This is a genomic window from Cellvibrio sp. (genome assembly GCF_053579595.1).
Genome location: NZ_JBRFPI010000194.1, coordinates 1 through 8,392, shown reverse-complemented (window position 1 = coordinate 8,392; position 8,392 = coordinate 1). Strand labels below are relative to the sequence as shown.

The 8,392-nt window shown below is 46.3% G+C and carries 8 protein-coding genes; all 8 read left to right on the top strand.

All coding sequences use genetic code 11. The features are described from left to right. On the top strand, positions 1–599 hold a 599-nt coding region (tssC, locus tag ACWA6V_RS12780), incomplete at its 5' end, for a type VI secretion system contractile sheath large subunit (protein WP_449522850.1). Positions 600–706: 107 nt separating this feature from the next. After that, positions 707–1,204 (top strand): Hcp family type VI secretion system effector, encoded by a 498-nt coding sequence (locus ACWA6V_RS12775; RefSeq protein WP_449522849.1) that lies wholly within the window; start codon positions 707–709, stop codon positions 1,202–1,204. 112 nt (positions 1,205–1,316) lie between these two features. Then, positions 1,317–2,123, top strand: coding sequence for a type VI secretion system accessory protein TagJ (locus ACWA6V_RS12770; protein WP_449522848.1), 807 nt, complete (start codon positions 1,317–1,319; stop codon positions 2,121–2,123). Between the two features lie 2 nt (positions 2,124–2,125). Continuing rightward, positions 2,126–2,665, top strand: coding sequence for a type VI secretion system baseplate subunit TssE (tssE, locus tag ACWA6V_RS12765; RefSeq protein WP_449522847.1), 540 nt, complete (start codon positions 2,126–2,128; stop codon positions 2,663–2,665). Next, positions 2,662–4,533, top strand: coding sequence for a type VI secretion system baseplate subunit TssF (gene tssF / locus ACWA6V_RS12760; RefSeq protein WP_449522846.1), 1,872 nt, complete (start codon positions 2,662–2,664; stop codon positions 4,531–4,533). Before tssE ends, tssF begins: the two co-directional genes overlap by 4 nt. Then, on the top strand, positions 4,530–5,564 hold the full coding sequence (gene tssG / locus ACWA6V_RS12755) for a type VI secretion system baseplate subunit TssG (protein ID WP_449522845.1): 1,035 nt from the start codon (positions 4,530–4,532) through the stop codon (positions 5,562–5,564). Before tssF ends, tssG begins: the two co-directional genes overlap by 4 nt. A gap of 52 nt (positions 5,565–5,616) precedes the next feature. Further along, positions 5,617–6,567: a hypothetical protein gene (locus ACWA6V_RS12750; RefSeq protein WP_449522844.1), complete on the top strand. Its 951-nt coding sequence runs from the start codon at positions 5,617–5,619 to the stop codon at positions 6,565–6,567. A 12-nt stretch (positions 6,568–6,579) separates the two neighbouring features. Then, positions 6,580–8,392: AAA family ATPase (locus ACWA6V_RS12745; RefSeq protein WP_449522843.1), on the top strand; the 1,813-nt coding region annotated here is incomplete at its 3' end.

Below are 8,392 nucleotides of genomic sequence, written 5' to 3'. Positions count from 1 at the left end.
CTTCTATTCGCGGTGTTGAATCCGGTGGTGCTGTATCCAATCTGCCGACCCATACATTCCCCTCCGATGATGGTGGCGTGGATATGAAGTGCCCAACTGAAATTGCTATTTCAGATCGCCGCGAAGCAGAGTTAGCTAAAAATGGGTTTATGCCACTTATCCATCGTAAAAACACCGATATAGCTGCATTTATTGGTGCCCAGTCAATGCAAAAGCCAGGTGAATTTTTTGATCCTGACGCAACTGCCAATGCCAACCTGGCCGCACGCCTGCCCTATTTATTCGCCTGCTGCCGTTTTGCCCATTATTTAAAATGCATAGTCCGCGACAAAATCGGCTCATTCAAAGAGCGCGAAGATATGCAGCGCTGGTTAAACGATTGGATTATGAATTACGTAGATGGTGATCCAGCCAACTCATCGCAACAAACCAAGGCATTAAAACCGCTTGCTGCCGCAGAAGTATATGTTGAGGAAGTAGAAGGAAACCCAGGCCACTACACATCAAAATTCTTCTTAAGGCCCCATTATCAACTTGAAGGATTAACCGTTTCATTGAGATTGGTATCAAAACTGCCGTCGGTAAAAACCGGCAGCTAATAAATATTAAGGGCCTGTTAATTAGTGACAGGTTTTTAATAAAACGGGTATCACCATGTAGGGTGGTATTTATTTTTTGACGTTGTATTAACTAAGGAAGAAAAACTATGTCTGCACATGAATCGCTACAGGATTTTTTCATCAAAATCGAAGGCATTGCGGGTGAGTCAAAAGACTCCAATCACTCAGGCCAAATTGATGTACTCAGCTGGGGCTATGCTGTTAACCAATCGTCTTCTGCTAACACTGGCGGTGGCGGTGGTGTAGGTAAAGCCCATTTCAGTGAGCTTGTGTTTACACATTACATCGACAAAGCCACGCCAAACCTGATGAAATACTGTGCAAGCGGTAAACATATTCCCAGTATTGAACTCTCCTGCTGCAAAGTGGGTGACGGTCAACAAGAGTACATGAAAGTAACATTAAACGACGTTCTCATTACTCACGTTCGGCCTACTGGTGATGCGAGCAGTCCACGTGTGATGGAAGAAGTTGGTATTTCCTATTCCAAAATCAAAGTGGAAGTAAAAGAGCAAAACTCTAACGGTTCGTTGGGTGCTGCGGTTACCGGTGCTTGGGACGTGAAACAAAACAAGGCTGCTTAATTTTGCCTGTCAGTTGCCTGCTTGCAGGCAACTGTTTCACATAAATAATTGTTGAAAGTCTACAGCGCAGATTTTTACTGCGTATAGCACCCAAACCGCAAGGATTAAAGGAATGCAAGCAACAGTTGCCAAAAACACACATAGCCATGAAGTGGCAATAGAATTACAGATTTCGCAATTGCAGGCTCTGATTCGTGCTAACCCCGCAAAAGTTGAACATCGAATCCATTTGGCACAATTGCTAATGGTTGCAGGGCAATGGGAGCGCTGCTTGCAGCAGCTACAGACCACCGCCCAACTCGACCCCAAATCAACTGCTATGGCACAGACGTATCGAGCACTGATTCAAGCGGAAATATGCCGTGAGCAAACCTTTAATGGGCAACGTGATCCATTGAGTTTAGGAGAAACTGAAAACTGGCAAGACCTGCTTGCTGAAGCCTTAATAGCGCGCGCTAATAATCAAGTGGCACTTGCTGAAAAATTTCAACAGCAGGCATTCGATGAAGCGCCTTGCAGTACATTTTCAATTAATGGCGTCCAAGCAAATTGGATCGCTGATAGTGACTCACGCCTTGGGCCTATCTGCGAAGTATTTATGAACGGTAGCTACTATTGGCTGCCTTTCACTCAAATTAAACAACTCACACTTGAGCCACCAAAGGATTTACGCGATTTAGTGTGGACTCCAGCCAAAATCACGCTAGTTGATTTTTCACAACACTTCGGTTTTTTACCTAGCCGGTATGTATTTAGTTATCAGGCAGGTAACGATCAATTGGCGCTGGCAACATTAACAGAATGGGCACCACTGAGTGAGCAGAGTTGGGCGGGCATGGGGCAAAAAATGCTAGTCACTGACAGCACCGAATATTCTCTATTGTCGATACACTCGCTGTTGCAAGCTGGAAGTGAATAATAATGCAACACCCAAGCACTAAAGTAGTAACCAAATTGCCGCGCGGAACCCGTCTTACGCCCAGCTTGCTGGACCGTTTGACTGACCACAATCCGCAGCAAAAAAAGGAAATGCTCAGCGCGATTAGCATGAATAAACGCGATTATCGCGCAAGTGTGCTGCGCGATATTGGCTGGTTACTAAATACCACTAATTCTGATTCAGCAATTGATTTTTCCGATCTGGTGTATGCCCAAAGATCCGTTGTCAATTACGGAGTAGTTGCACTGTCCGGCCAATATTTAGTGGACGATGATCGAAGCATGATCGCCGCCTCTATTTCCCGCGCATTAACTACATACGAGCCACGCATAATTCCCAACACTCTCCAAGTAAAAGCATTACCTATGGATGATGGTTATGCCGCGCGCAACCAACTGTCCCTGGAAATTAAAGGGCAACTTTGGTCAGAACCTTATCCGCTAGAATTCTTATTGCGCAGCCATATCGATTTGGAAATTGGTTTGGTACAACTTACCGATCTATTGGATACCACACCATGATCCAAAAGATGCTTGAACACTACAACAATGAACTGGCCTACTTGCGTGAAGCAGGTGCAAAATTTGCGGAACACTATCCAAAGATAGGCGCACGCCTGGCAATCAATGACACCGAGGTTGCCGACCCTTATGTAGAGCGTTTGCTGGAAGGGTTTAGTTTTTTAACCGCGCGTATAAAATTAAAAATGGACGCGGAATTTCCACGTTTTATCCAGCGCCTGATTGAGGTGACCTACCCCAACTATTTAGCGCCAACACCTTCCATGTGCATTGTTCGCTTTGCACCTGGGGAATTGGTACGCAATCAGCGCAGCTCCTATCTTGCCCCCAAAGGGATACGTTTACGCTCAAACCCTGTACCCGGCGCAAGCCACTGTGAATTCCGCACTGCACACGCGGTTGAGCTGCTGCCTTTAACACTGAATAAAGCCTATTTTCAACCAGTAAGCGCCGACTTAAAGCACTTTCACCATGTTGAAAAAAAACGTGCACAATCCATTCTACAGTTAAAGTTTTCACTGACAATTCCAATCGCATTCGCCGCTGGCGACAGCGATTCAATTCCCGTACATCTATGTGGCGATAACCAGTTGGCGTCGCGCCTGTATGAATTGATCATGGGGCACAATGTTGGTATTGCCCTACGCGCGCTCAATGGCACTGATAATCCACACTGGCATTTTGAACCCAACGCAATAACACCTATAGGGTTTGACGAGAGCGAAGCGTTACTACCCTATGAAAACCAAAGCTTTCAAGGATACCGTTTATTACATGAGTATTTTGCATTGCCAGGGCGGTTTCATTTTTTTGCACTGCATAAGATAAAAAATTTTTTATCTGAACAACCAAAGTGTCGTGAATTTGAAATTGCTATATTACTGGATCAACAGAGTACTGAATTTGAAAAGCTGGTGGATGTAGATCAGTTTGCGCTCTTCTGCACGCCCGCCATTAATTTGATCTCCATGCGCGCTGACCGTGTCCCCATATCAGATTCACGCAATGAATTTCATGTTGTCGCCGATAGGGAGCGCCCACTGGATTATGAAATTTACAGCGTTGCTAGCGCAGATGGATTTGATCGTGATCATGCGATACAACGTAAATTTCGACCTTTCTATGCGTCCAATACCGAGGATATGGGTAATCACGGCGCCTATTTTTCACTGCGGCGTGAACCGCGTATTGCATCAGAAAATATTTTGCAAAATGGCGCACGCTCAACCTATCAAGGCTCAGAGGTTTTTATCTCGTTAGTTGATCAGGACGATGCCCCCTTTGATCGAAAAATGCGTCAATTAGGTGTTGATATAGTCGCGACTAATCGCGACCTTCCCTTATTAATTCCCACTGGCAGCGCGCAGGATTTACGCCCGGTTTCATCTATTCCGGTAGATGGAATTCGTATTATTAGTGGCCCCACACGGCCAGTAGCTGCGATTGAAGAAGGGCAGATGCACTGGCGCTTTATTAGCCACTTGAATCTTTCTTATCAAAGTTTGGCACACAGTACGCCTGAACAAGGTGCAAAAGGTTTGCGCGAATTATTGAGTTTATATACTTCACTTGGCGATCCTTCACTCGGGCGCTACAGCATCAGTTTGCTCAAGTGTGAATTAAATCCGGTGACCCGCCGTTTACCTGGAAAAGGGCCATTAATTTTTGGTCGGGGCACCGCAATAAAAATTGAAGTGGATGAGATTCCATTTGCCGGTGCCAGCCCTTATGTATTTGGTGCTGTGCTGGAACGTTATTTGGCGCGGCACGCCGGCATTAATTCGTTTACTGAAATGCATTTAACCAGTGCCCAGCGCGGCACTATTGCGCACTGGCCGGCACGTTTTGGCGAACGAGGCAACCTGTGAACTCACCTGCCCCGCTACCCGACAAATTAGCAGAATTGCTTAACGAGCTTGAAGCCAATCCATTTGCAATGGATTTATTCAGTGTGATGCGCCGTATCGATGCAAGCACACCTGATCAGTTACAACTTGGTCAGGCCAATCGCTACATACAAGAACCACTACAATTTGGGCAAGAGCCATCATCAAAATTCGCCAGCTCTAGTATCGCGAAACTCTATCGCTTTACTAATGACCGCAAACCCAAATTGGCAATTAACAGTTTTGGGTTGTTTGGCCCTAATGGCGCAATGCCGCTGGTATTTACTGAGTATGTGAAAGAGCGCATGGCGCATCATGGCGACTATAGTCTAAGTGATTTTGCCGATATTTTTCACAATCGTTTAATTATGCTTTTTTACCGCGCCTGGGCAGATTCGCAATCCTGCGCAAGCCTTGATCGACAAGAAGAAAAATTCACCCACTACATAGCCCAGCTCAGCGCGACAGGAATACAACCCAACTCACGGATTGACTCAATACCCGACCATGCACGCTGGCACAATACAGGACACTTATTGCGTCAAGCGCGTAACGCTGAAGGATTAAAGAATATTCTCAGTAACTTTTTCAAAATTCCAGTGCGGATCGAAGAATTTGTCAGTCATTGGTTAAAGCTTCCCGGCGATGAGCAAACCCGCCTTGGAAAAATAAAAGGTACCCAATTAGGTTTTGATGCAGTGCTTGGGCAAAAAGTATTGGATCGTCAACATCATTTTCGTATCCACTTGGGGCCGATGACACAGTACGAATATGATCAGTTCCTGCCCTGCACCCACCAGTATCAACAATTGCGCGATTGGGTACGCAATTATATAGGCGTGGAGCTCACTTGGGATTTACATCTCATTTTAAAAAACTCAGGAAAAGCAACTGGAATGACATTAGGAGGGAAACAGCGATTGGGATGGAATAGCTGGATACAAAGCAGTGCCGACCGACGAGCAAATTTCAGCGATGCGATTTTTAGCCCAGAGAAAAATCACGCACATTAAATTTATCTAACAATTTACTTTTATCAAGATGAGCAATTAAATGATCGCCACCATGAGTACCAATGCAAATAACAACACAAGCAACAACCTAAATTACAACACGCCAAAAACGATTTTTTGGAAAAACACTATTGCTATTTTTAGCTTGATCATGGTGACGCTTAGCCCATCATTAGCGACAGCTAATCAAGCAGATCCTTTTCTATTACAAGCATTTGAAGGTGTATGGAAAATGGAACGCAGTGCCACCACACTCTTGAGTGACCGAGTTGATACGTTGGTTGAGAAGGGTATATTACGTCACGCTCCACAAGCGAAAGACGCACCTGTATATTTACGTGAATCCTATGAAGTGGGAGCAATCGAATACAGACGTAAAACATATCCTGCTATAACAACACAATGGGGCAGCTTTCCACTACTAAACCCTGACACTATGCGATTGTTGGAAATCAGCATTCCTCAAACCCGCTACACCATTTTATCCGGCGAAGGCGAAAACATTTTTTCGTCAACCGATTGGCAACGCTACCGCTTTTTGTATGTATTTGACATAGGGCGTGGACGCAATATCACCAACTATTATCCATTGTTTGCAGAAGCCTATCTGGGTGAACGTGTGCTTGGTCGTCTGCCCAACTCACAAGTATTAAATTACGCACGTGTAGTGCCCGCTGCCTGGGATGCGAACAACAATACGCAGGCCTATGAAGTATTGCTTTATAGCTTGGAACGCAAAGGAATTACTCGCACACTTGAAAATGAAGTACCAGTATCATTTATGCTGACGAAAAATCCTGATAGCCCATACTGGACACTGGCAAGTGTTAGCTCCACGCCAGTTGCCGATGAGCTGGATCGCAAGGGCCACTATTTCACCGGTGCGCGCCTTTCAGCCGAGGAATTCAAATCGCGCCAACAACTGGCGCTTGCCGCTGCACAACCGGCTAAAAAATCAAAATCTCGTACCGGTAAAAAATCATCTAACAGTACCCATAAATAAAAAGGAATTTTTATGCGCGAAATAAGTCGCACAGCATTATTTGGAAAATTAAATCCGGTTATTTATAAAGCGATTGAAAGCGCGACCGTATTTTGCAAATTGCGCGGCAATCCCTATGTAGAATTAGCGCATTGGTTGCATCAACTTATCCAACTGGATGATAGCGATCTGCATCGCATAGTGCGGCACTATCAACTCGACAGTGCCACAATAGCTAAAGACTTGATGCTGGGACTAGAGCAACTGCCGCGCGGTGCTAATAGCATTAGTGATTTGTCGGCCACCATTGAGGATGCCGTTGAGCGCGCCTGGATCTATGCCACATTAATGCTTAACGAACATCAGGTACGCAGTGGCAGCTTGCTATTGGGCCTGTTAAAAACACCAAGCTTGCGTACCAAACTCGCGCAAATTTCTCCTGCACTGGCAACCATTAACGCTGACCGTTTAAGCGATGACTTTGCACAGATCCTTAATGAGTCACCGGAAAAACATCTGCGTGCAACCGAAGGCAACTACATTCACCCGGGCTCGCCCGGCGAATCGAGTGGTGCCATGGCACCCGGCGCGCTGGGGAAACAAGAGGCGCTGCAACGTTTTACGGTTGATTTAACCGATCGTGCACGCCGCGGTGAAATAGACCCGGTCACAGGGCGCGATGAAGAGATTCGTCAAATTATCGATATCCTTATGCGTCGCCGCCAAAACAACCCTCTCTTAACCGGGGAAGCAGGTGTAGGGAAAACGGCCGTCGCTGAAGGTTTTGCATTGCGTCTTGCACAAGGCGATGTACCACCGCAATTAAAAGAGGTCAGTTTATTTTTGCTCGATATTGGATTGCTACAAGCGGGCGCCAGTATGAAAGGTGAATTTGAACAGCGGCTGCGTCAAATCATCGATGAAGTGCAAACCAGTGTTAAACCAATTATTTTATTTATCGACGAAATTCACACCCTCGTCGGTGCCGGTGGTGCGGCGGGCACAGGCGATGCTGCCAATTTATTAAAGCCCGCGTTAGCGCGCGGCACGCTGCGTACCATAGGTGCAACTACATTGAGCGAATACAAAAAATATATTGAAAAAGATCCGGCACTTACCCGCCGTTTCCAGGCAATCCAGGTGGATGAGCCAGACGAAGACAAAGCGATTGCGATGATGCGCGGCATCACCGCCAACCTCGAAGCACATCACAAAGTATTATTGCTCGATGAAGCGATTAGCGCCGCCGTAAAACTTTCACACCGTTATATTCCGGCGCGACAACTGCCCGACAAAGCAATCAGTTTGCTCGATACCGCCTGCGCACGTGTTGCAATTAGTCAACATGCTACACCACCCGCATTGGAAGATTGCCAAAAGCGTATCGAGAACCTGCGCACCCAGGCCAGTATTCTTGCGCGTGAGGCAGTGTTTGGTTTAGTCAGCACCGAGCGACAGGACAATTGCCACACACAATTGGAACAAGCACTCGCTGAACAGGAGACGTTGCAGGCGCGCTGGTATACGGAGAAAAATTGCATCGACCATTTATTAACATTGCGCCAACAATTGCATGCAGCCAATCTGCAAAATGACACTCCCGCTGCAGTTGATATCGCCAAGTTACAACAAGAACATCAAGAGCAATTAGCCGCACTCGCCGAACTTCAAGGCGAAAACCCACTGGTGTTACTTGCAGTAGATGAAACGGCTGTCGCCACAGTAGTAGCCGATTGGACCGGTATTCCACTCGGCCGGATGATGCGCAATGAAATCAACAATGTGCTGCACTTGGTAGACAATCTCGACCAGCGCGTTATTGGCCAACGCCACGCACTCGAACTCA